21 protein-coding genes and 1 tRNA gene are annotated in these 21,969 nt (G+C 71.1%); 12 read left to right on the top strand and 10 right to left on the bottom strand.

Annotated elements, in window-relative coordinates; all coding sequences use genetic code 11:
* Window positions 1-10: 10 nt before the first annotated feature.
* The 5 genes from ACIOD2_RS11315 (at window position 11) to ACIOD2_RS11295 (ending at window position 4,366) form a co-directional block, all read left to right on the top strand.
* Window positions 11-778 carry an alpha/beta fold hydrolase gene (locus tag ACIOD2_RS11315; protein WP_400536667.1) on the top strand — a complete coding sequence of 256 codons (768 nt, stop codon included), beginning with the start codon at window positions 11-13 and terminating at the stop codon, window positions 776-778.
* Complete coding sequence (locus ACIOD2_RS11310; RefSeq protein WP_400536666.1) at window positions 778-1,557, top strand: TIGR03619 family F420-dependent LLM class oxidoreductase; 780 nt, start codon at window positions 778-780, stop codon at window positions 1,555-1,557. Before ACIOD2_RS11315 ends, ACIOD2_RS11310 begins: the two co-directional genes overlap by 1 nt.
* Before the next feature lie 118 nt (window positions 1,558-1,675).
* Window positions 1,676-2,680 carry a glycosyltransferase family 2 protein gene (locus ACIOD2_RS11305; RefSeq protein ID WP_400536665.1) on the top strand — a complete coding sequence of 335 codons (1,005 nt, stop codon included), beginning with the start codon at window positions 1,676-1,678 and terminating at the stop codon, window positions 2,678-2,680.
* A complete protein-coding gene (locus ACIOD2_RS11300) occupies window positions 2,677-3,108 on the top strand; it encodes a GtrA family protein (protein WP_400536664.1) in 432 nt (143 codons plus the stop codon). Before ACIOD2_RS11305 ends, ACIOD2_RS11300 begins: the two co-directional genes overlap by 4 nt.
* Window positions 3,101-4,366: a mannosyltransferase family protein gene (locus tag ACIOD2_RS11295; protein ID WP_400536663.1), complete on the top strand. Its 1,266-nt coding sequence runs from the start codon at window positions 3,101-3,103 to the stop codon at window positions 4,364-4,366. Before ACIOD2_RS11300 ends, ACIOD2_RS11295 begins: the two co-directional genes overlap by 8 nt.
* A gap of 65 nt (window positions 4,367-4,431) precedes the next feature.
* On the opposite strand, the gene prfA is transcribed toward ACIOD2_RS11295, so the two are convergent.
* From prfA to argS, 8 genes are all read right to left on the bottom strand, one after another.
* A complete protein-coding gene (gene prfA, locus ACIOD2_RS11290) occupies window positions 4,432-5,502 on the bottom strand; it encodes a peptide chain release factor 1 (protein WP_400536662.1) in 1,071 nt (356 codons plus the stop codon).
* A gap of 78 nt (window positions 5,503-5,580) precedes the next feature.
* Entirely contained in the window at window positions 5,581-5,811 is a 231-nt protein-coding gene (rpmE, locus tag ACIOD2_RS11285) for a 50S ribosomal protein L31 (RefSeq protein WP_400536661.1), read from the bottom strand.
* Window positions 5,812-6,246: 435 nt separating this feature from the next.
* Window positions 6,247-8,286, bottom strand: a complete 2,040-nt coding sequence (gene rho, locus ACIOD2_RS11280) for a transcription termination factor Rho (RefSeq protein ID WP_400536660.1) — start codon at window positions 8,284-8,286, stop codon at window positions 6,247-6,249.
* Window positions 8,287-8,696: 410 nt separating this feature from the next.
* The gene (gene thrB / locus ACIOD2_RS11275) at window positions 8,697-9,581 is read right to left on the bottom strand and encodes a homoserine kinase (protein ID WP_400536659.1); all 885 of its coding nucleotides are present in this window, start codon (window positions 9,579-9,581) and stop codon (window positions 8,697-8,699) included.
* The gene (gene thrC / locus ACIOD2_RS11270; protein ID WP_400536658.1) at window positions 9,578-10,639 is read right to left on the bottom strand and encodes a threonine synthase; all 1,062 of its coding nucleotides are present in this window, start codon (window positions 10,637-10,639) and stop codon (window positions 9,578-9,580) included. Before thrC ends, thrB begins: the two co-directional genes overlap by 4 nt.
* Window positions 10,636-11,949, bottom strand: a complete 1,314-nt coding sequence (locus ACIOD2_RS11265; protein WP_400536657.1) for a homoserine dehydrogenase — start codon at window positions 11,947-11,949, stop codon at window positions 10,636-10,638. Before ACIOD2_RS11265 ends, thrC begins: the two co-directional genes overlap by 4 nt.
* A gap of 6 nt (window positions 11,950-11,955) precedes the next feature.
* Complete coding sequence (gene lysA / locus ACIOD2_RS11260; RefSeq protein WP_400536656.1) at window positions 11,956-13,386, bottom strand: diaminopimelate decarboxylase; 1,431 nt, start codon at window positions 13,384-13,386, stop codon at window positions 11,956-11,958.
* 3 nt (window positions 13,387-13,389) lie between these two features.
* Complete coding sequence (argS, locus tag ACIOD2_RS11255; protein WP_400536655.1) at window positions 13,390-15,045, bottom strand: arginine--tRNA ligase; 1,656 nt, start codon at window positions 15,043-15,045, stop codon at window positions 13,390-13,392.
* A 195-nt stretch (window positions 15,046-15,240) separates the two neighbouring features.
* Here argS and ACIOD2_RS11250 point away from each other — a divergent pair, with 195 nt between their 5' ends.
* Window positions 15,241-16,056 carry a DUF3105 domain-containing protein gene (locus ACIOD2_RS11250; RefSeq protein WP_400536654.1) on the top strand — a complete coding sequence of 272 codons (816 nt, stop codon included), beginning with the start codon at window positions 15,241-15,243 and terminating at the stop codon, window positions 16,054-16,056.
* The gene (locus tag ACIOD2_RS11245; protein ID WP_400536653.1) at window positions 16,053-16,772 is read left to right on the top strand and encodes a DUF305 domain-containing protein; all 720 of its coding nucleotides are present in this window, start codon (window positions 16,053-16,055) and stop codon (window positions 16,770-16,772) included. The genes ACIOD2_RS11250 and ACIOD2_RS11245 overlap by 4 nt, the downstream gene beginning before the upstream one ends.
* Here the strand turns inward: ACIOD2_RS11245 and ACIOD2_RS11240 are convergent, their stop codons facing one another.
* Both ACIOD2_RS11240 and ACIOD2_RS11235 read right to left on the bottom strand, forming a co-directional pair.
* Window positions 16,773-17,693, bottom strand: coding sequence for a cation diffusion facilitator family transporter (locus ACIOD2_RS11240; RefSeq protein WP_400536652.1), 921 nt, complete (start codon window positions 17,691-17,693; stop codon window positions 16,773-16,775). It abuts the gene before it with no gap.
* Window positions 17,694-17,863: 170 nt separating this feature from the next.
* Window positions 17,864-18,970: an epoxide hydrolase family protein gene (locus ACIOD2_RS11235; RefSeq protein ID WP_400536651.1), complete on the bottom strand. Its 1,107-nt coding sequence runs from the start codon at window positions 18,968-18,970 to the stop codon at window positions 17,864-17,866.
* A gap of 147 nt (window positions 18,971-19,117) precedes the next feature.
* Here ACIOD2_RS11235 and ACIOD2_RS11230 point away from each other — a divergent pair.
* The 5 genes from ACIOD2_RS11230 (at window position 19,118) to ACIOD2_RS11210 (ending at window position 21,936) form a co-directional block, all read left to right on the top strand.
* Window positions 19,118-19,190: transfer RNA gene (locus ACIOD2_RS11230), tRNA-Arg, on the top strand.
* Between the two features lie 179 nt (window positions 19,191-19,369).
* A complete protein-coding gene (locus ACIOD2_RS11225) occupies window positions 19,370-19,813 on the top strand; it encodes a VOC family protein (RefSeq protein WP_400536650.1) in 444 nt (147 codons plus the stop codon).
* Window positions 19,814-19,836: 23 nt separating this feature from the next.
* Window positions 19,837-20,334 (top strand): pyridoxamine 5'-phosphate oxidase family protein, encoded by a 498-nt coding sequence (locus tag ACIOD2_RS11220; RefSeq protein ID WP_400536649.1) that lies wholly within the window; start codon window positions 19,837-19,839, stop codon window positions 20,332-20,334.
* A 42-nt stretch (window positions 20,335-20,376) separates the two neighbouring features.
* Window positions 20,377-20,784 carry a YciI family protein gene (locus ACIOD2_RS11215; protein WP_400536648.1) on the top strand — a complete coding sequence of 136 codons (408 nt, stop codon included), beginning with the start codon at window positions 20,377-20,379 and terminating at the stop codon, window positions 20,782-20,784.
* Between the two features lie 6 nt (window positions 20,785-20,790).
* On the top strand, window positions 20,791-21,936 hold the full coding sequence (locus ACIOD2_RS11210) for an RNA polymerase sigma factor (protein WP_400536647.1): 1,146 nt from the start codon (window positions 20,791-20,793) through the stop codon (window positions 21,934-21,936).
* Window positions 21,937-21,969 lie beyond the last annotated feature (33 nt).

Raw genomic sequence — 21,969 nt, 5'->3', positions numbered from 1 at the left:
CGTCGCCGGCATGACCGAACATTTCCACCACGTCGTCCGCGGGTCGGGCCCCGGCCTGCTGCTCGCCCACGGCGGGGGCGGCAGCGTCGAGGGCAACTTCGGCGCCATCCTGGACGATCTCGCGCGGACGCACACCGTCGTCGGCCCCGACTACCCCGGCTCCGGCGCGACGCCGCGCAGCGAGACCCCGCTCGACCTGGACGAACTCGCCGACGAGCTGGTCGCGATCGCCGTCGACGCCGGCCTCGGACGCTTCACGGTCCTCGGTTACTCGCTGGGCACCGCCGTGGCCGTCCGGGCTGCGACCCGGCACCCGGACCGCGTCACCGGGTTGATCCTGACCAGCGGGTTCGCCCGGCTCGACAACCGGATCCGGCTCGCCGTCGACGTCTGGGCGGCACTGCTGCACGACGACCGGAAGCTGCTGGCGAAGTTCCTCACGCTGGTCGCGACCGGCCGCGACCACCTCGAAGCCCTGACGCCCGAGCAGCTGGAAACGGCTGTCGACCGGCTCGCCGCGTTCGTCCCCGACGGCAGCCCGGAGCACGTCGGCCTGGTCGCGGAGGTCGACACCCGCGCCGAGCTGGCCGGGATCGCCGTGCCTGCGCTCGTCGTCGCCACCACCCTCGACGGGCTCGCGTCGCCCGCGCTGTCGCGGGAGCTGGCCGCCGGGATTCCCGGCGCCGAACTGGTCGAGATCGAAGCCGGGCACGACATCGGTGCCGAAGCCCGCGACGAGTGGCTCGCCGCGATCGAAAAATTCCTCGGGAGGATCTGATGGACCTCGAAGTCGTGCTGCCGAACGAGCAGGCAGACCTGCCGCCCGGCCGCCCCGCCGAGCTGGCCCGCGTCGCCGAGGACCTCGGCTACCGCACCGCGTGGCTGCCCGACCACCTGATCCCGCCCGGCGCGTTCGGGGACGTCTTCGGCGGCGTCTACGAGCCGCTGGTGACCCTCGCCCACATCGCCGCGCTGACCAGCCGGATCCGGCTCGGGACGTCGGTGCTGATCGTGCCGCTGCGGGAGCCGTTCGCGCTGGCCAAGCAGGTCGCGACGCTCGACCGGCTGGCCGGGCACCGCTTCGACCTCGGTGTGGGCACCGGCTGGAACGAGCCCGAGTTCGCGGAGGTCGGGGCCGACTTCGCGGCCCGCGGCAGGCGGACCGACACCACCCTCGACCTGCTCGGGGAGCTGTTCCGCACCGGCCGCGGCCCCGGCGGCGGGTACTTCGAGCCGCGGCCGGCGGGCCCGGTGCCGATCACCGTCGGGGGCAACTCCGTGGTCGCGCTGCGGCGCGCCGCCCGGATCGGCTCGGCTTGGCAGAGCGCCGGGCTGTCCCCCGCCGACTTCGGGGAGCGCGCCGCGACCCTGCGGTCGCTGGCCGGCGACCGGCTCGTCCGGGCCACGGCGCGGATGCAGTGGCGGGACGACGCCGCGACGACCGCCGGCGACGCGCGTGCCTACCGGGACGCCGGCGCGGACGCCGTGGCCGTCCACTTCGGCGGCGAGGAGGGCAGCGAAAGCCGGATGCGCGCACTCGCCGCCGCGGCCGGCTGACCGGGTCCCGGCGTGACGGCCGGTCCGATCTCCTAGGATGCAGGGCACCGGGTCGGGGAATCGCCTGCTCCACGGCGCCGCCCGCACCTTTCGCACCGAAACTCCGGGGAGCCCCGCAGTGCCCACTGAGCCGATCACCCGCCGGGTGGCGTTCATCTTCCCGATCTTCAACGAGGAAGAGAACATCGACCTGCTGCACAGGACGGTGGACGAGGTGACCGCGCCGCTGGCGGACCGGTACGCCTTCAGCTTCATCTACGTCGACGACGGCAGCCGGGACCGCTCGCTGGAGAAGCTCACCGAGCTCGGCGCCAGGGACGACCGGGTCACGGTGGTCGAGCTGTCCCGCAACTTCGGGCACCAGATGGCCGTCACGGCCGGGCTCGACCTGGTCGACGCGGACGCCACCGTCATCATGGACAGCGACATGCAGGACCCGCCGCGGGTGGCGCTCGAGCTGATCGAGAAGTGGGAAGAGGGCTTCGACGTCGTCTACGCCCAGCGCCGCTCGCGCCAGGACTCGGCGTTCAAGAAGTTCACCGCCGGGGCGTTCTACTGGTTCCTGCGGAAGATGGCCGCGGTCGACATCCCGAAGAACACCGGCGACTTCCGGCTCGTCGACCGCAAGGTCGTCGACGAGCTGCGCAAGTACCGCGAGCGCGACCGCTTCCTGCGCGGGCTGGTCAGCTACATCGGGTTCAAGCAGACCGCCGTGCTCTTCGACCGCGACAAGCGGCACGCGGGCGTGACGGGCTACCCGCTGCGCAAGATGCTGCGCTTCGCGGCCGACGGCATCCTCGGCTTCTCCGTGACGCCGCTGCGGATGATCACCCGCTTCGGTTACCTGATCTCGTTCCTGAGCTTCCTCGGCATCCTCTACGTCGGCGGGGTCAAGCTGTTCGCGCCGGAGACCGCGGTGCCCGGCTGGGCGTTCCTCGGCGTCGCGATGTTCTTCCTCGGCGGGATCCAGATCATCATGCTCGGCGTGCTCGGCAGCTACATCGGCCGCACGTACTCCCAGGTGCAGAACCGGCCGCTGTACGGCGTCGCGTCGGTGCGCACGGGCCGGGCCGAGCCTGCCGAGGCCCGCGAGGGCGCCGACCTGGGAAGTGGCACCCGGTGAAGCTGATCACCCCCACTCAGCTGCGCTTCGCCATCGTCGGAGTGGCGAACACGCTGGTCGACGCGCTCGGTTACGCGCTGCTGGTGACGCTGGGCGTCCCGCTGTTCGTGGCGAACTTCATCTCGACGACCGCGGGCATGCTGCTCAGCTTCGGCCTGAACCGCAGCTTCACGTTCCGCGCGAAGGACGGTGACGTCCGCCGCCAGGCGCTGCTGTTCTTCGCCGTCACTGCGTTCGGCCTCTGGGTGGTGCAGGCGCTGATCATCCTGGCCGTCACCAAGGCGTTCCCCGGCGTGCACGTGCTGATCCCGAAGTTCGCCGGGATCGCGGTCGGCCTGGTCTGGAACTACGTGCTCTACCACAAGGTCGTCTTCCGGCAGCGGCCCTCGGCGGCCGAGGCGCCGGTCCCGGAGGTTTCGCATGACTAGCACCGCCGTCCCGGCCCGGGCGGCCGAAGCGGCCGAGCCGGAGACCACGGAACCCGTCCGCGGGAACCGCTGGGGCTGGCTGCGCAGCGACTACGCCCGCGTCCTGGCCATCGTGCTGGCCTGGAACGTCGTGCTGATCGCCGTGGCGTGGCTGTTCGGGCCCTCCACCCCGGCCAGCGAGGGGATTCCGAAGACCGGCATCGGCTCGACGCTGAGCCTGCTGTCGCACACCTACCGCTGGGACGCCGGCAACTACGGCGAGATCGCCGCGCACGCCTACACCGGCAGCTACGTGCCGACCCGGGCGTTCTACCCGGTGTTCCCGATCCTGGTCTGGCTGGTGCAGACGGTCAGCTTCGGCACGCTCGGCCTGCTCGCCGCCGGGTTCCTGGTCAACGTCGTGGCCACCTGGCTGGCCGCGGTGGCGCTGCTCCAGATCGGCCGGCACTTCTTCGCGGGCGAGCGGGCCCCGTGGCTGGTCGTCGCGGCGTTCCTCTCCGCACCCGCCGCGTTCTTCCTGCACTCGTTCTACAGCGAGGCGGTGTTCTGCGCGCTGGGCTTCTGGGCCTACCTGTTCGCGCTGCGCCGCCAGTGGCTGTGGATGGGCCTGACCCTGATCCCGCTGACGGCCTCGCGCGTCACCGCGGCGGTGTTCGTCGGCCTGTGCTTCCTGGAGTTCTGGCGCTCCAAGGACTGGAAGCTGCGAGGCCTGCTCTCGTGGCACCTGCTGTGGTTCCCGGCCGCGTTCCTCGGGCTCGGCGCCGTGATGGCGTACATGAAGGTCCAGACGGGCAGCGCGTTCGCGAGCTTCAACGCGCTCAAGGGCGTGGCGACCTGGTCGTACCACCACTTCGACCCGAACATCGTCAAGACGCTCTGGACCGAAGGCAAGATCACCGGCCACGCGCTGCTCGGGGACACCCCGATGGACTCGTGGACGCTGCTGAGCCACGTCCTGCCGCTCATCGGCCTGGTGCTGCTCTTCGTGTCGTCGGTGTACGTCCTGGTCGCGCTGCGCTCAAAGGGCGTTCCGCTGGCGCTGTTCGGGTTCGCTTCGATCGTGATGCTGACGATGAACAGCAACGTCGTGTCGGTGCACCGCTACCTGCTGCCGTGCCTGGTGATGTACGTGGCGCTGGTGCTGTTCGGCGAACGCCGCCCGCAGCTGCGCGGCACGGTGCACGTCGTCCTCTACGCGAACTCGCTGCTCTGCGGCGCGATCTTCCTCCGCTTCATCTCGGGCAACTGGGCGGGCTGAGCTTCCGCGCAGACACACTGAAGGCCGTGCAGCAGAGCTGCACGGCCTTCAGTCGTTTCGGGGCGTCAGCCGGCCGAGAGCGCCAGGCGTTCTTCGCGGTCCGCCGTCGCCAGGGCGTCCAGGACGCCGTCCAGTTCGCCGTCCAGGACCTGGTCCAGGTTGTACGCCTTGTAGTTCACCCGGTGGTCCGAGATGCGGTTCTCGGGGAAGTTGTACGTGCGGATGCGCTCCGAGCGGTCGACCGTGCGGACCTGGGAGCGGCGGGCGTCGGACGCCTTGGCCGCGGCCTCCTCCTCGGCGACCGCCTGGAGGCGGGCCTGCAGCACCTGCAGCGCGCGGGCGCGGTTCTGGATCTGCGACTTCTCGTTCTGGCACGAGACGACGATGCCGGTCGGCAGGTGGGTGATCCGCACCGCCGAGTCGGTCGTGTTGACGCTCTGGCCGCCCGGGCCCGACGAGCGGAAGACGTCGATGCGCAGGTCGTTCGGGTCGATCTCGACCTCGACCTCTTCGGGCTCCGGGTAGATCAGCACCCCGGACGCCGACGTGTGGATCCGGCCCTGCGACTCGGTGGCCGGCACCCGCTGGACGCGGTGCACGCCGCCCTCGAACTTCAGGCGGGACCAGACGCCGTCGACGACCGCCGCCTTCGTCTTGATCGAGAGGGTGACGTCCTTGAAGCCGCCCAGGTCGGAGTCGACCGAGTCGAGCACCTCGGCTTTCCAGCCGTGCCGCTCGGCGTAGCGCAGGTACATCCGCAGCAGGTCGCCGGCGAACAGCGCCGACTCCTCGCCGCCCTCACCGGACTTGATCTCCATCACGACGTCGGAGCCGTCGTACGGGTCGCGCGGCAGCAGCAGCTCGGTGAGCTTCGACTCCAGCTCGGGGATCCGCGCGCTCAGCTGCTCGGCCTCCGCGGCGAACTCCGCGTCTTCCGAGGCCATCTCCTTCGCCGCCGCGAGGTCGTCACGGGTGGTGTCGAGCTCGTGGACGGCCCGCACCACGGGCGTCAGCTCGGCGTAGCGGCGGCCGAGCTTGCGGGCGCGCGCCTGGTCGGCGTGCACCGCCGGGTCCGCCAGCTGGGTCTCCAGCTCGGCGTGTTCGGCGAGCAGCCCCTTGAGCGAGCTCGAATCCACCTCTGCCACCTCTCGGCTCGTTCTGGACATAAAGCAACGGCGCCCACCCGCGCGTGCGGGTGGGCGCCGTGAAAAAAGCTACTTGGCGTCGGCGTCCTTCTTCTGACGCTTGCCGTAGCGAGCCTCGAAGCGCGCCACACGGCCACCGGTGTCCATGATCTTCTGCTTGCCCGTGTAGAACGGGTGGCAGTTGGAGCAGATCTCGACGTGGATGGTGCCGCTGGTCTTGGTGCTGCGCGTCGTGAAGGTGTTACCGCAGTCGCAGTCAACGCTCGTGACCACGTACTCGGGGTGAATACCGCTCTTCATGGTGTCCTCTCTCGTTGGCTCCGGGTCCCCAGTCTTCGAGCGGGGTGAACCGGCGCCGGACTTCAGCGGGTAATTCTGCCAGACAGGCTGACGACTACTTGAACAGACCCCGTTGACCTGGTATTCCCAGCGGTCCGAAGATCGAATTCGTACGCCGCCGCGCTGCTCACCGCCCCCGCGCGAACGCCGGGCCGGTGACGGCACCACCGGCGTTCCGGCCTCGGTCGACGCGAGCCCGGAGCACTCCACCGGCACCCGGCTCGTTCGCGCACTGGAACATCAGCGCGTACGCGCCGGCTCGGGCATCGCCGACGGCAGCGGCGGCTCCCCCACCTCCAGCGTCGGCGCGATCGCCACAGCTGGGCACCCGGCGCGGTCCCGCACCAATGAAAAGGGCCCTCCCGACGCATCGGGAGGGCCCTTTCAGCACGAGTCTCAGTCGTCTTCGTTGCCGCCGAGGGCGGTCTTCGAAACCTGCATGAGGAACTCGGTGTTCGTCTTCGTCTTGCGCAGCCGCGAGATCAGCAGGTCGATGGCCTGCTGCGAGTCGAGCGCGTGCAGCACCCGGCTCAGCTTCACGGTCACGGCCAGCTCGTCCGGGTTGAGCAGCAGCTCGTCCTTACGAGTACCCGACGGGTTGACGTCGACGGCCGGGAACACCCGGCGCTCGGCGATCTTGCGGTCGAGCTTGAGCTCCGCGTTGCCGGTGCCCTTGAACTCTTCGAAGATGACCGTGTCCATCGTCGACCCGGTCTCCACCATCGCCGTGGCGAAGATGGTCAGCGAGCCGCCGTTCTCGATGTTGCGCGCCGCGCCGAGGAACCGCTTCGGCGGGTAGAGCGCGGTCGAGTCGACACCACCGGACAGGATCCGGCCGGACGCCGGGGCCGCCAGGTTGTACGCGCGGCCGAGACGCGTGATCGAGTCGAGCAGCACGACGACGTCGTGGCCCATCTCGACCAGGCGCTTGGCCCGCTCGATCGACAGCTCCGCGACCGAGGTGTGGTCCGCCGGCGGCCGGTCGAAGGTGGAGGCGATGACCTCACCCTTGACCGAGCGCTGCATGTCCGTGACCTCTTCCGGACGCTCGTCGACCAGGACGACCATCAGGTGGCACTCGGGGTTGTTCGTGGAGATCGCGTTCGCGATGTCCTGCATGATCGTGGTCTTACCGGCCTTCGGCGGCGACACGATCAGGGCACGCTGTCCCTTGCCGACCGGCATGATCAGGTCGATCACGCGGGTCGTGAGCTTGTGCGACTCGGTCTCGAGGCGCAGCCGCTCGTTCGGGTACAGCGGGGTCAGCTTGGTGAAGTCGGGACGACGCTTGGCTTCGTCCGGCTCCAGGCCGTTGATCGAGTCGACGCGCACCAGCGGGTTGAACTTCTGCCGCTGCTGCTCGCCGTCGCGCGGCTGGCGCACGACACCGGTGATGGCGTCACCGCGGCGCAGGCCGTACTTGCGGACAAGCGAAAGCGAGACGTACACGTCGTTCGGCCCGGCGAGGTAGCCCGAGGTGCGGACGAACGCGTAGTTGTCGAGCACGTCCAGGATGCCCGCCACGGGCAGCAGGACGTCGTCCTCGCGGATCTCGGTGTCCGGCGAACCGGCTTCCCGCTGGCCGCCCCCGCTGCCACGACGGCGACGGTCGCGGAAGCGACGGCCGCGACGGCCGCCTTCCTCGTCGTCGTCCTGCGGCTGCTGGGCGCGGTTGTCGCGGTTGTCCTGACCGCCGCGGCTGCCGCCGTCCTGCTGGTTGCGCTGGCGGTTGCCGTCCTGGCGGTCGTTGCGGTTGCCGCCACCCTGACGCTGCTGGTCGCGGTTGCCGCCACCCTGGCCCTGCTGGCGGTCGCCCTGCTGCCGGTCCGCGCCGTTCTGCCGGTCGCCGCTCTGCTGCCGGTCGCCGCCGCCCTGGCGGTCGCTGCCGTTCTGCCGGTCACCCTGCTGACGGTCACCGCCGCTCTGGCTCTCGGGCGCACCGGCGGCGCGGTTGGAACCGCGGCGACGCCGGCTGCGGCCGCCCTCCTCGGGCGCGCCGTCCTGGCCCTGCTGACCGTCCTGCTTGTCCTGCTGCGGGCGCTCGGCCTGCGGCTGGGTGTCCGCCGGAGCGGCCGGCGCCTCGACGGAAGCCTCCGCGGCCACGGCCTTCTTCGGCTCCGGCTTCGTCTCGACCGGGGCCGAAGCCTTGGGCTCGCTCTTCGGGGCCGCCTTCGGCGGTTCGCCGACGCCTTCCAGAGGCAGGGTCTCGTTCGCCGCACGCTTACGAGACTTGCCCTGACGCTCACGGATCGCGGCGATCAGGTCGCCCTTGCGCATGCCCGTCGTCTCGCCGACGCCGAGCTCCCCAGCCAGCGAACGCAGTTCGGCCACAGTCTTGCCGGTCAACCCGCCGACCGTCTTCTTGGGAGCGGGGGCCGTGCCGTTCGACTCTGCGGCGCCGTTACCCACGTCGCTCAAAAGATCGGTGTTGCTCACACATGTCCTTCCTGACCGATCCACGCCTCCAGGCGGATCAGCGGACTGCCGCTCGCTTCTGATCGCGAACCGGCGTAACTGCCCCCCGATACGGGAGATGAGCTCTTCGGCCGTGCGAAACACAGCTGGAGCGCCTCCACCACAGGGGTTTGCGTCCTCCATTCGGAGGACACGAAATTCGGCACCGCCGAAACCGGAAACCCGCCTGCGTCCCTCCGCGTTACCCCGCTTGCCAGGCGGTGCGGATCTGGCGGATCGACGAAGGATGCCATCCGGGAAAGCTCCCAGGACCGGCACCGGGTGCGGAAACGCACGGTGATCGAACGCCCCCGAGGGTAGACCGCGGCGGTGCCGGGTGCAACAACCACCCCCCGCGTGGCGGGCCCCACCGCAGGCACGTGACCCAGCCTTTACTGAGCCGCAACCTGCACGCCCGCGAGATCCGCGGGCAGCTCGTAGACGTCGAAGCCTTCAACACCCGCCCCTGGCGGCAATATTCCCGTCGTGGTCAGCGCGAGCACCGTCGGGCCCGCGCCGGAGATCGCCGCGGCCACGCCCTGTGCACGCAGCGTGTCCACCAGCCCGGTGCTCGCCGGGTAGGCGGGCGCGCGGTAGTGCTGGTGCAGACGGTCTTCCGTGGCCGCCAGGAGCAGCTCCGGTTTGGCCGTGAGCGCGTGCACGGCCAGCGCGGCGCGGCCGGCGTTGTGCGCGGCGTCGGCGTGCGGCACGGTCGCCGGCAGCAGGCCGCGGGTGGTCGCGGTGGCCGAGCGGACCGCCGGGACCGCGACGACCGGCCGGATGGCGGCGTGCGGGACCAGCCGCTCGGCGTGGAACTCCGCGCCCGCGCACCAGGCCAGCACGAGCCCGCCGAACAGGCTCGCCGCCGCGTTGTCGGCGTGGCCCTCGAAGCCCGCCGCCAGCTGCAGCGCGTCGAACTCGTCGATCTCGCGGCCGGCCAGTGCGTACCCGGCGGCGACGCCGGACACGACCGCGGCCGCCGACGACCCCAGCCCGCGTGCGTGCGGGATCGCGTTGAAGCAGCGCAGGTGCAGGCCGGGCGGCTCGACACCGAGGTGCGCGCAGGTCCGGCGGATGGCCCGCACCACGAGGTGGGTCTCGTCGGTGGGCACGTCGGCGACACCGCCCGCGCCCGCGTCGATCACCTCGACCTTGAGGCCGGCGTCGGTGACCTGCACCTCGACGACGTCGTAGAGCGCCAGCGCCAGGCCGAACGCGTCGAAGCCCGGGCCCAGGTTCGCGGTGGACGCCGGGACGGTCACCTTGAACGCGGTCACCGCAGGTCCAGCGCCGCCGCGACCGCCGAGGGGTCCACCGCCAGCGGTTCGACCTCGACGTTGCCCGCCAGCGCCGTCTGCGGGTCCTTCAGGCCGTGGCCGGTGACGGTGCAGACGACCGTGGCGCCCTTCGGCAGCCGGCCGTCGGCGGCCGTCGCGAGCAGGCCGGCCACGCTGGTGGCCGACGCCGGCTCGACGAACACGCCTTCCCGCCCGGCCAGCAGCCGGTAGGCCTCGAGGATCTTCTCGTCGGTGACGGCTTCGAAGAGGCCGTCCGACTCCTGCTTCGCCTTGACCGCCGCGGTCCACGACGCCGGGCTGCCGATCCGGATCGCGGTCGCGATCGTGTCCGGCTCGGCCACCGGCTCGCCGAGCACGAGCGGGGCCGCGCCGGCCGCCTGGAAGCCGAACATCCGCGGGGTGTTCTTCACCACACCGTCGGCCGCGTACTCCGAATACCCCGCCCAGTAGGCGGTGATGTTCCCGGCGTTGCCGACCGGCAGGCAGTGGATGTCCGGGGCCGTGCCGAGGACGTCGCAGATCTCGAAGGCGGCGGTCTTCTGGCCGGCGATGCGCACCGGGTTGACCGAGTTGACCAGGGTGACGGGGTAGTCGGCGGCGGTCTTGCGGGCCAGCTCGAGGCAGTCGTCGAAGTTGCCGTCGACCTGCAGGATCCTGGCGCCGTGCAGCACCGCCTGGGCGAGCTTGCCCATGGCGATCTTGCCCTGGGGCACCAGCACGGCGCAGGTGAGCCCGGCGCGCACGGCGTAGGCGGCGGCCGAGGCCGAGGTGTTGCCGGTCGACGCGCAGATCACCGCCTTGAGGCCGCTGGCGAGCGCGTGCGTGATGGCCACGGTCATGCCGCGGTCCTTGAACGAGCCGGTCGGGTTCGCGCCCTCGACCTTGAGGTGGACGTCGCACCCGGTCAGCTCCGACAGGTACCGGGCGGGCAGCAGCGGGGTGTTGCCCTCCCCCAGGGTGACCACCCGCGCACCGTCCGGGACCGGGACGCGGTCCCGGTAGGCCTCGATGATTCCCGGCCACGGCTGGCTGATCATGCCTCTTCGCCTTCCACGCGCATCACGGAGACAACTTCGTGGACGACCTCGAGCTTCGCGATCTCGTCCACAGTGGACTGCAGGGCCGCGTCCGGGGCCTGGTGCGTCACGACGACCAGGCTCGCGCGGTCGGCGACGTGGAGCTGGCGCACCGCCGCGATGCTCACGCCGTGCGCGGCGAACGCCTGCGCCACCTGGGCGAGCACCCCGGCGCGGTCGGTCACGGAAAGGCTTACGTGGTACCGGGTCGGGGTCTGGCCCATCGGCCGCACCGGCAGCGCCGCGTGCGCCGACTCGCGCGGGCCGCGCCCGCCCGCCACCCGGTTGCGGGCCACCGCGACCAGGTCGCCGAGCACCGCGCTGGCCGTCGGCGCGCCGCCCGCGCCCTGGCCGTAGAACATCAGCTCGCCCGCGGCGTCGGCCTCGACGTAGACGGCGTTGAACGCGCCGCCGACACCGGCCAGCTGGTGGCTGCGCGGGATCATCACCGGGTGCACGCGGGCAGACACCGACTCGACGCCGTCGTCGTCGGTCACCCGCTCGCAGATCGCCAGCAGCTTGACCGTGCGGCCGAGCAGGCGGGCCGCGCCGAGGTCGGCGGCCGTGACGTCGGCGATGCCCTCGCGGTGCACGTCCGAGGCCGTCACCCGGGTGTGGAAGGCGAGTGACGCGAGGATCGCGGCCTTGGACGCGGCGTCGTAGCCGTCGACGTCGGCGGTCGGGTCGGCCTCGGCGTACCCGAGCCGGCTGGCCTCGTCGAGCGTCTCGGCGTAACCGGCGCCCGTGGAGTCCATCGCGGAGAGGATGTAGTTCGTGGTGCCGTTGACGATGCCCATCACGCGGGTGATCCGGTCACCGGCCAGCGACTCGCGCAGCGGGCGCAGCAGCGGGATGGCCCCGGCGACCGCGGCCTCGAAGTAGAGGTCGGCCCCGGCGGCGTCGGCCGCCTCGAACAGGTCGGCGGAGTGCTCGGCGAGCAGCGCCTTGTTCGCGGTGACCACCGACTTGCCGGCCTTCAGCGCGGCGAGCAGCCAGCTGCGCACCGGCTCGATCCCGCCGACGAGCTCGACCACGACGTCGACGTCGTCGGACGTCACGAGCTTCTCGGCGTCGGCGGTCAGCAGCTCGGGCGGCAGTTCGGGGTGCTTGTCCGGGCGGCGGACCGCGATGCCGGCCAGCTCGACCGGCACACCGGCCCGGGCGGCCAGCTCGCCGGCCTGCTCGGTCAGCAACCTGGCGACCTCGCCGCCCACGGTCCCGCAGCCGAGCAGGGCGACCCTGATCGCCGGACGTTCTTCTGGGGCAGACACGGTTTCTCAGACCTCCAGGCGCAGCATGTCGTCGGTCGTCTCGCGCCGCAGCAGCAGCCGGGCGCCGCCGTTGCGCACGGCGACCACGGCCGGGCGCGGCTGCCGGTTGTACGTGCTCGCCATCGAGTAGCAGTAGGCCCCGGTCGCCGCGACCGCCAGCAGGTCGCCGGGAGCCAGCGTGTCGGGCAGCCAGCAGTCTCGTACGACGATGTCGCCGGACTCACAGTGTTTTCCCACGACCCGGGACAGCACGGCGTGCACCGGCTGATCGTTGTCGCTCGCGGAGCGGGACACCAGCCGGACGTCGTACACCGCGTCGTAGAGCGCGGTCCGGATGTTGTCGCTCATCCCGCCGTCGACGCTCACGTACCGGCGCACCGCGTTGTCGCCGAGCGCGACGTCCTTGATGGTGCCGACCTCGTAGAGCGTGATCGTGCCGGGACCGGCGATCGCGCGGCCCGGCTCGCCGGCGATGCGCGGCACCGGGAGCCCGGCGTAGGCGCACTCCTTGCGGACGATCTCGCGGATCTGCGTGATCATCTGCGCCGGCGGCGGCGGGTTGTCCTTGTCGGTGTAGGCGATGCCGAACCCGCCGCCGAGGTCGACCAGGCTCAGCTGGTCGAGCAGCTCGGGGCCGTGCTCCTTGGCCAGGTCGGCGAGCAGCCCGACGACGCGGCGGGCGGCGACCTCGAAGCCGTCGGCGTCGAAGATCTGCGAGCCGATGTGGCTGTGCAGGCCGGCCAGCTTCAGCGACGGCGCGTTGAGCACCCGCCGCACCGCCTCGGCGGCGTCGCCCGAGGCCAGCGAGAAGCCGAACTTCTGGTCCTCGTGGGCGGTCGCGATGAACTCGTGGGTGTGCGCCTCGACGCCGACGGTCACCCGGATCAGCACCGCCTGCGCGACGTCGTGGCGCGCGGCGATGTCGGCCAGCCGGGCGATCTCGTAGTACGAGTCGAGCACGACCGTGCCGACGCCCGCGACGACCGCGGCCTCGAGCTCCGCCGGCGACTTGTTGTTGCCGTGGAAGGTGATCCGCTCGGCCGGGAAGTTCGCGCGCTGCGCCACGGCGAGCTCGCCGCCGCTGCAGACGTCCAGGCTCAGCCCCTGCTCGGCCACCCAGCGGGCGATCTCGATGGAGAGGAACGCCTTGGACGCGTAGTGCACGAGCGCCGGGTCGTCGAACGCCTCGGCGTAGTCCGCGCAGCGGGACTTGAAGTCGGCCTCGTCGACCACGAACAGCGGCGTGCCGTGCTGCTCGGCCAGCTCGCGCACGTCGACGCCGGCGATCCGCACGACGCCGTCGGCGCCGCGGAAGGTGTTGCGGGGCCAGACCTTCGGGTAGAGGTGGTCGAGCTCGTCGCCGCTCGCGGGCGGGAACCCGGAGGAGTCGGCGTGGGGGTAGACGTCGGCGTGCCGTGGGCCCGCGGGGTGCGCCATCGATTACATCCGTTCCGGTGCGGTGACGCCGAGCAGCGCGAGGCCGTTGGCGAGCACCTGACGTGCGGCCTTGTAGAGCGCGAGCCGCGCGAACGTCAGAGGGGTGGCCTCCTCGTCGCCCATCGGCAGCACGCGGCTCGAGTTGTAGGACTTGTGGAAGGCGCCCGCGAGTTCTTCGAGGTAGCGCGCGATCCGGTGCGGCTCCCGCATGTCGGCGGCACGGCGCACGGTTTCCGGGAACTCGCCGACGGTGCGGATGAGGTCGCCCTCGGCGTCCGACGTCAGGAGTCCGAAGTCGACGTCCACATCGGACTCGAGGCCGAGGTCGGCGGCCGCGCGCTCGATCGAGCGGATCCGGGAGTGGGCGTACTGGACGTAGTAGACCGGGTTGTCGTTGGAGTGCTTGCGCAGCAGGTCCAGGTCGACGTCCAAAGTGGAGTCGACGGAGTAGCGGATCAGCTCGTAGCGGGCCGGGTCGACACCGACGGCCTCGACCAGGTCCTCCATGGTGATCACGGTGCCCGCCCGCTTGGACATCCGCACCGGCTTGCCCTCGCTGACCAGGTTGACCATCTGGCCGATCAGCACCTCGACCGTGGCCGGGTCGTCGCCGAACGCGGCGGCGGCGGCCTTGAGCCGGGCGATGTAGCCGTGGTGGTCCGCGCCGAGCATGTAGATGCACAGGTCGAAGCCGCGGTTGCGCTTGTCCTTGAAGTAGGCCAGGTCACCGGCGATGTAGGCCGGGTTGCCGTCCTGCTTGATGACGACGCGGTCCTTGTCGTCGCCGTACTCCGACGACTTCAGCCACCAGGCGCCGTCTTCGAAGTAGAGGTTCCCGGAGTCCTTCAGCTGCTGGACGGCGGCGTCGACCGCGCCCGACTCGTGCAGCGAGTTCTCGTGGAAGTAGACGTCGAAGTCGGTGCCGAAGTCGTGCAGACTCTGCTTGATCTCGGTGAACATCAGGTTGATGCCGATCCGGCGGAACGTCTCGTGGCGCTCGTCCTCGGGCAGCGACAGCGCGCTCGGCTCGGCCTTGATGACCTCGGCGGCGATGTCGTTGATGTAGCCGCCCGCGTACCCGTCCTCCGGGGCCGGCTCGCCCTTCGCGGCGGCGATCAGGGACCGGACGAACCGGTCGATCTGGGCGCCGGCGTCGTTGAAGTAGTACTCACGGGTGACCGCGGCGCCCTGCGCGCCGAGCACGCGGCCCAGCGCGTCGCCGACCGCGGCCCAGCGGGTGCCGCCCAGGTGGATCGGGCCGGTGGGGTTGGCCGAGACGAACTCGAGGTTGATCTTGGTGCCGGCCAGCGCGTCGCCGCGGCCGAAGGCGTCGCCGGCGTCGAGGACCTGGCGCACGATGTCACCCTGCGCCGCGGCGGCCAGGCGGAAGTTGAGGAAGCCCGGGCCCGCCACTTCGGCGGAGGCGACACCGTCGGTGGCCGCGACCGCTTCGGCCAGCGCCTCGGCGAACTCGCGCGGCTTCAGCCCCGCCTTCTTGGCCACCTGCAGGGCCAGGTTCGTCGCGTAGTCGCCGTGGTCGGGGTTGCGCGGGCGTTCGATGGTCACCTGCTCCGGCAGCACGGCGTCGTCGATGCCGCGTGCGGTCAGTACCTGCACGGCGGAGCTGCGGACCAGGTCGGCGAGAGCGGCGGGAGTCACTCCGCGAATTCTAGGTGTGCCCAGGTCGGACGCTTTCGGCGGTCTCGGCCACGTCACGGGAGCGATCCACGTGAGGTGTTAACCGTGATCAGACGCGTGGTCTCTACACTGGCCCGGGCGGGAATCCGTCCGCAGTCACCAGAGGAGAACGCGGGAGCCATGGCGAACCGGACAACTCGGAAAAAGGGGTCGGCCGTGAAGGCGGCCCGCGGGTCCGTCGTGAGCAAGAAGGGCACGCCGTGGGGCACGATCATCGCGGTCGTGGCCATCGTCGCCCTGGCTGCCTCCGTGATCACCTACTACATGATCGCGTCGGCGCCGAAGCGTGACCAGGAGGGCCGTGAAGAGGCCGCCGCCGCGTTCGCGCCGACCGCGTCCGACCCGGACCCGTCGAAGCGCATCCCCGGCGTGGTCACCGCGACCTACACCGGCAGCGTGCACGTGCTGCCGACCGAGCGCGTCGCCTACGACAAGACCCCGCCGTTCGGCGGCCCGCACGACCAGACGTGGGCCACCTGCACCGGCATCGTCTACCCGAACGCCGTCCGCACCGAGAACATGGTGCACGCGCTCGAGCACGGCTCCGTGTGGATCGCCTACAACCCGCAGCAGATCTCGGGTGACGCGCTGAACCTGCTGAGCGTCCGCGCCAAGGACAAGCCGTTCACGATGCTGTCGCCCTACCCCGGTCTCGACAAGCCGATCTCGCTGCAGTCCTGGGGCCACCAGCTGAAGCTGGACAAGGCCGACGACCCGCGGATCGACGAGTTCATCGCGGCCCTGCGCAGCAACCCGAACGGCGTCTACCCCGAGGTCGGCGCGTCCTGCGACGCGGTGCCGGGCTCGTTCGACCCGGACAACCCGCCGCCGTTCGACCCGTCGAAGCCGGGCCCGGACGCGAAGCCGATGGACTACAAGGGCAGCACCGCCGCCCAGGGTGAGCAGGGTGCCCCCGGCGGCGTGCCGACCGCGCCCGTCTCCGCCCCGGCCTCGGGCGCGCCGTCGCAGTGAGTTCCGAAGCCGACCTCGACACTGACACCGACGAGGTCATCGAGCAGCCGACGTGGTCGCGCTGGGTGATCATCGGCGGGACGCTGCTGGCGGTCCTGTTGATCGGCGGCGTCGCGGGGATGTTCGTCACCCGCGCCGTCGACGACCCGGCGGCCACGGCCACCCCGGCCCGCGACTCGGTCGAGGTCGGCTTCGCGCAGGACATGTCGACGCACCACCTGCAGGCGGTCACGATGGCGGGCATCGCCCGTGACCGCACGACCGACCCGGAGATCAAGCAGCTCGCGTTCGACATCGAGCGCACGCAGCTCGAGCAGGTCGGCCGCATGAAGGGCTGGCTCATGCTGTGGGACCAGCCCGAGCAGTCGATCGGCGCGCCGATGAAGTGGATGACGGAGCCGATGTCGGGCCACGACGGCATGTCGATGGCCCCCCAGTCGGTATCGCCGTCCGGCGGCGCCCTGATGCCGGGCATGGCGACGGACACGGAGCTGTCGAAGCTGCGGTCCTTGTCGGGCCGCGCGTTCGACGTCTACTTCCTGCAGCTGATGCTCCGCCACCACCAGGGCGGCACGTCGATGGCGCAGTACGCGTCGCAGCACTCGAACCTGCCGGCGCTGAAGGCCTTGGTGAACAGCATCCTCGCGTCCCAGGGCGCGGAGATGGACCAGATGAAGCTGATGCTCACCGGCCGGGGCGCGCAGCCGCTGCCCTGATCACCAGGACAGTTCCTGGCAGCGGCGCGCGCAGTGCGGCGCCTCCACCTGCAGGGTCGCGTGCTCGATCGCGTACCGCGTCGAGAGCAGGTTCTGGGCTTCGGTCAGCACGTCCGATTGCTGCGCCGGCGGGGCCAGCGTCAGGTGCGCCGAAGCCACCTCCATGCCCGACGTCAACGTCCAGACGTGCAGGTCGTGCACGTCCGCGACGCCCGGGAGCGCCGACAGCTCCGCGCTGATCGCGCCGACGTCCACGCCCTGGGGGGCGTGCTGGAAGAGGATGCGCAACGCCCGCCGCGCCAGGGTCCACGTGCGGGGCAGCACGAACAGGCCGATCGCGACGCCGATGATCGGGTCCGCGTAGCGCCAGCCCGTGAGCAGCGTCAGCGCGCCGCTGAGCAGCACGCCGACCGAGCCGATCAGGTCGGCCAGCACCTCGAGGTACGCACCACGGACGTTCAGGCTCTCCTTCGCGCCCGAGCGCAGCACCGCGAACGAGACGATGTTCGCCGCCAGGCCGGCCGTCGCGGCCAGGAGCACCGGCAGGCCGGGCACCGCGGGCGGGTCGCTGATCCGGCCGACGGCCTCGATCAGGACGTAGGCCGCGACGCCGAACAGCAGGATCGCGTTGCCGAGCGCGGCCAGCACCTCGGCGCGGTAGAGGCCGAACGTGCGGCTGACCGTGGGGCCGGAGCGGCGGGCCAGGATGATCGCGGTCAGGGCCATGCCGACCCCGAGGACGTCGGTGAACATGTGCGCCGCGTCCGAGATCAGGGCCAGCGAGCCGGTCGTGAAGCCCACGACGAACTCCAGCACCATGAACCCGGCGCCGACGCACAGGGCGATCGTCAGGCCGCGGGTGTACTTGCCCGACGCGCTCGCCGGCGTGACCGACTGGCCGTGCCCGTGTCCGTGCCCCATTTCGCCTCCGTTCCCGGTTCGCCGTCGAGAGCAAACATATAGTCAGATGCGCATATGTGCAATACAGGGCACCCTAAGTTCACCCCCGGAAAGCTACTCCGCTCACTCGCACGGACCAATCCACCAGGAGGGGTTTCCCGTCAGTCGGACTGGTCACACTGCGGCGCCGGCTAGCGCACCAGCCGGAAGAAGCCGCGAACCTGCTCGACGAAGAGGCCGGGCTGCTCGAGCGCGGCGAAGTGGCCGCCGACGGGCAGGCTCTCGAACCAGCGCAGGTCGGCGTAGCGCTGCTCCGCCTGGCGCCGCGACGGCCGCAGGATCTCCTTGGGGTACACGGAAATCCCGGCCGGCACGGTGATCCGGGACAGGTCGCGGTCGTTGTTCTCCCAGTACATCCGCGCCGAGGAGGCGGCCGTCGCGGTGAACCAGTAGACGGAGATCGCGTCGAGGAGCTTTTCGCGGGAGACGGCGTCCTCCGGGTGTCCCTTGTGGTCGGTCCAGGCCCAGAACTTCTCGGCGATCCAGGCGGCCTGCCCGGCCGGCGAGTCGGTCAGGCCGTAGCCGAGCGTCTGCGGCCGGGTGCCCTGCTGCGCGGAGTAGCCGCTGCCGGTCCGCCGGAACTCCTCCAGGTCGGAGTGGGCCTGACGCTCTTCCGGCGTCGGGTCGTCCTGCCCCATCCGCACGGGCACGAAGTTGACGTGCACCCCGGCGACCCGCTCGGGCGCGACGCCGGCGAGCGCGTTCGTGATGGCCGCACCCCAGTCACCACCCTGGGCGCCGTAGCGGTCGTAGCCGAGCGAGGTCATCAACGCGTCCCACAACGCGGCGACCCGCGGGATCTTCAGGGCGGGCTTGTCACTCCACCCGAACCCGGGCAGCGACGGCGCGACGACGTGGAAGGCATCGGCCGGATCCCCGCCGTGCTCGCGGGGGTCGGTCAGCGGCCCGAGGACGTCGAGGAACTCGAGCACGGACCCGGGCCAGCCGTGCGTCAGCACGAGCGGCAGCGCGTCCGGTTCGGGCGAGCGGACGTGCAGGAAGTGCACGCCGACACCGTCCACGGTGGCCCGGAACTGCGGGAAGGCGTTGACCCGCGCGGCGAACCCGAAGTCGTACTCCTCACCCCAGAAGCGGCACAGGTCCTGCACATAGGACAGCGGCGCGCCCTGCGACCAGTCGTCGACGGTCTCGGCCTCCGGCCAGCGGGTCTGCCGCAGCCGCTCCCGCAGATCCGCGACATCGGCCTCATCGAGCGGGACCCGGAACGGCTCAACCACGACAGCTCCTTCAGGTGGGCCCTCCACGCTATGACTGTCGTGGGATTCGATCAACTTTCCGACGCTGACCAGCGGATACGGTTTGCCCCGCCCTGCCCGCGCAGGCTGCGGGGGATGCGCTAAGCTTTCGGAGTCGCCCAGCGATGGGCCCTCGTAGCTCAGGGGATAGAGCACTGCCCTCCGGAGGCAGGTGTCGCAGGTTCGAATCCTGCCGAGGGCACCCAGTACCACTGCGAAAAACCGGCCCCTACCAGCGAACACGCGGTAGGGGCCGATTCATGTCCGCGGGCCGGACCAGATCCCGGAAAAGTTTCTTGCCGCCGGATGTCGAGAACGAGGTGACGGCTCCGTCCCAGGGGTGTCAGTGGCCGCGAGGGCCGCCGGGACCCGGGGAGCGTCATGATCGAACGGCTGGAAAACGTCGGTGTCGTCGTCGAGGACCTGGACGCCGCCGTGGCGTTCTTCGTCGGGCTTGGCATGGTGCTCGAGGGCACGGCGCCGGTCGAGGGGTCCTGGGTGGACCGGGTTGTCGGGATCGACGGCCTCAAGCTCGACGTTGCCATGGTGCGGACGCCCGATGGTCACGGGCGGCTCGAGCTGATGCGGTTCCGGGCCCCGGTGGCCGTCGACTGCCGGCCCGATGCTCCGGTCTACGCCCTGGGCCTGCGCCGCGTTCTGTTCGGGGTCACGGACCTCGACGGCGTCGTCTCCGACCTGCGGGCTCGTGGGGTCCAGCTCATGGGCGAGGTCGTGCAGTACGAAGACAGCCACAAATTCTGCTACGTCCGCGGCCCCGAGGGCATCATCGTCGCTTTCGCTGAACGACTCGAACAGCTCGGCTGAACTTCCCGAAGAGGAGACAAACCATGGACCAGAACACCATCACCGAAATCCTGAACCGGCCGATCAGCCGGGAGCTGCTGGAGCGCGACCTGACCCGGCTGGCCTACGTCGCCAAGGACGGGACTCCGCGGTCGATCCCGATCGCCTTCACCTGGAACGGCTCGGAAATCGTCATGTGCACCTCGACGAACGCGCCGAAGCTGCACGCCCTGCGCGCCAACCCGGCGGTCGCGCTCACCATCGACACCGAGGTGCACCCGCCCCGGATCCTGCTCGTCCGCGGGACCGTCGAGCTGGACGTCGTCGACGGCATCCCCGACGAGTACCTGCAGATGAACGGCAGTTACGAGATGACGCCGGAGCAACGAATCGAGTGGGAGGCCGAGGTGCGGTCGCTCTACGACGGCATGGTGCGGATCGTCGTGACGCCCACCTGGGCGAAGCTGATCGACTTCGAGACGACCCTGCCCAGCGCCGTCGAGGAACTCGCCGCTCGGCGGGCCGCGCGTCAGAGCGCCTGAGTCCCTGGCATCCGCCAAAATAGCCCCGAGAAGGAGAAAACGATGGCCAAGTACCTGTTGCTCAAGCACTACCGCGGCGCGCCGGCCTCGGTGAACGACGTCCCGATGGACCAGTGGACGCCGGAGGAGGTCACCGCGCACATCAAGTACATGCAGGACTTCGCCGAGCGGCTGGAGGAGACCGGCGAGTTCGTCGAGCACCGGCCGCTGTCCCCCGGCGGCACGTTCGTGCGGTCCGACGGCGAGGGGCGGCCGCCGGTCACCGACGGGCCGTTCGCCGAGACCAAGGACCTGATCGCCGGCTGGACGATCATCGACGTCGACTCCTACGAGCGCGCGATCGAGCTGGCCGGCGAGCTGTCCGCGGCTCCGGGCGCGGGCGGGAAGCCGGTCCAGGAGTGGCTCGAGGTGCGCCCGATCATGACCGTGCCGCCGACCATCACGGAGTGACGTCCAGTGGACGAAGCCCTGCTGCGGACCCTCACCCCCGAGGTGCTCGGCGCCCTCGTGCGCCGCGGGGCCGACTTCGCGTCGGCCGAGGACGCCGTGCAGGACGCCCTGGTCGAGGCCCTGCGCGTGTGGCCGGACGCCCCGCCGCGGGACCCCAAGGGCTGGCTGGTCACCACGGCCTGGCGCAAGTTCCTCGACGCCGCCCGCGCTGACACCTCCCGGCTGCGGCGCGAGGTGCGCGTCGAGAGCGAGCCCGCGCCCGGCCCGGGCGAGCCGGTGGACGACACGCTGCAGCTGTACTTCCTGTGCGCGCACCCGTCCCTGACGCCGGCCTCGGCCGTCGCGCTCACGCTGCGCGCGGTCGGCGGCCTGACCACCCGGCAGATCGCGCAGGCCTACCTCGTCCCGGAAGCGACCATGGCCCAGCGGATCAGCCGGGCCAAGAAGACCGTGTCGGGGGTCCGGTTCGCCGAGCCCGGTGACTTCGCCACCGTGCTGCGCGTGCTCTACCTCGTCTTCAACGAGGGTTACGGCGGCGACGTCGACCTCGCCGCCGAGGCGATCCGGCTCACCCGCCAGCTGGCGGTCCGGACCCACGACGCCGAGGTCGCGGGCCTGCTCGCGCTCATGCTGCTGCACCACGCACGGCGCCCCGCGCGGACCGGCCCCGGCGGGAGCCTCGTGCCGCTGGCCGAGCAGGACCGCGGTTTGTGGGACACCCGGCTGATCAGCGAGGGCGTCGACATCCTCCAGACGGCGCTGGCCGGCGACCGCCTGGGCGAGTTCCAGGCCCAGGCGGCCATCGCCGCGCTGCACGCCGACGCTCAGACCGCCGACGAGACCGACTGGGTGCAGATCGTCGAGTGGTACGACGAACTCGTGCGCCTGACCGGCAGCCCGGTGGCCCGCCTCAACCGGGCCGTCGCGGTCGGTGAGGCCGACGGGCCGCGGGCCGGGCTGGCCGCACTGGCCGAGCTCGACCCCGCGCTGCCCCGCTACCAGGCCGTCGCGGCGTACCTGCACGAGCGCGACGGCGACCCGGCGCTCGCGGCCCGGCTCTACGCCGAGGCGGCCCGCGCGGCGGCCAGCGTCCCGGAACGCGACCACCTCACCCGGCAGGCCGCGCGGCTCAACGCGCTGCTGCGCGGCTGAGGCGTCCTCACCGGACCCGGCGGCGTCCCTCCC

The organism is Amycolatopsis sp. NPDC088138 (genome assembly GCF_044741685.1).
Classification (GTDB): domain Bacteria; phylum Actinomycetota; class Actinomycetes; order Mycobacteriales; family Pseudonocardiaceae; genus Amycolatopsis.
The sequence above is the reverse complement of the archived record's forward strand: the minus strand, read 5'-3'. Positions and strand labels throughout refer to the sequence as shown.